The 261-nt window shown below is 63.6% G+C and carries 1 protein-coding gene; it reads left to right on the top strand.

Annotated features, from left to right (window positions below; all coding sequences use genetic code 11):
- The coding region (locus tag ACJMK0_RS19230; protein ID WP_405240907.1) for a hypothetical protein at window positions 1-261 on the top strand (261 nt) is incomplete at both ends.

Consider the following 261-nt stretch of genomic DNA (forward strand, 5'->3'; position numbering starts at 1 on the left):
GACAACTTCGGCTCCGGCGCGGTGTTCGACTTCAACTTCGCCGGCGACCCGGACTTCAATCCTGCCATCCAGGTGACGAGCGGCGAGGGCTACGGTGCCGGCGTCCACGTCGGGTTCGTGGCGTTCACGGGCTACGCGGCAGGATTCGCCGCCGGCTACGAGAACTTCGTGTTCAAGGTGAAGGGCGACGCGGGCAACCTGGCGGCCTTCGAGGTGAAGTTCATCAACAATGGCGACACCAGTCAGACCTATGACCTCACG

Origin of the sequence: Lentisalinibacter orientalis, from assembly GCF_040706535.1 — a bacterium.
GTDB classification, from domain to species: Bacteria; Pseudomonadota; Gammaproteobacteria; order Steroidobacterales; family Woeseiaceae; genus Lentisalinibacter; species Lentisalinibacter orientalis.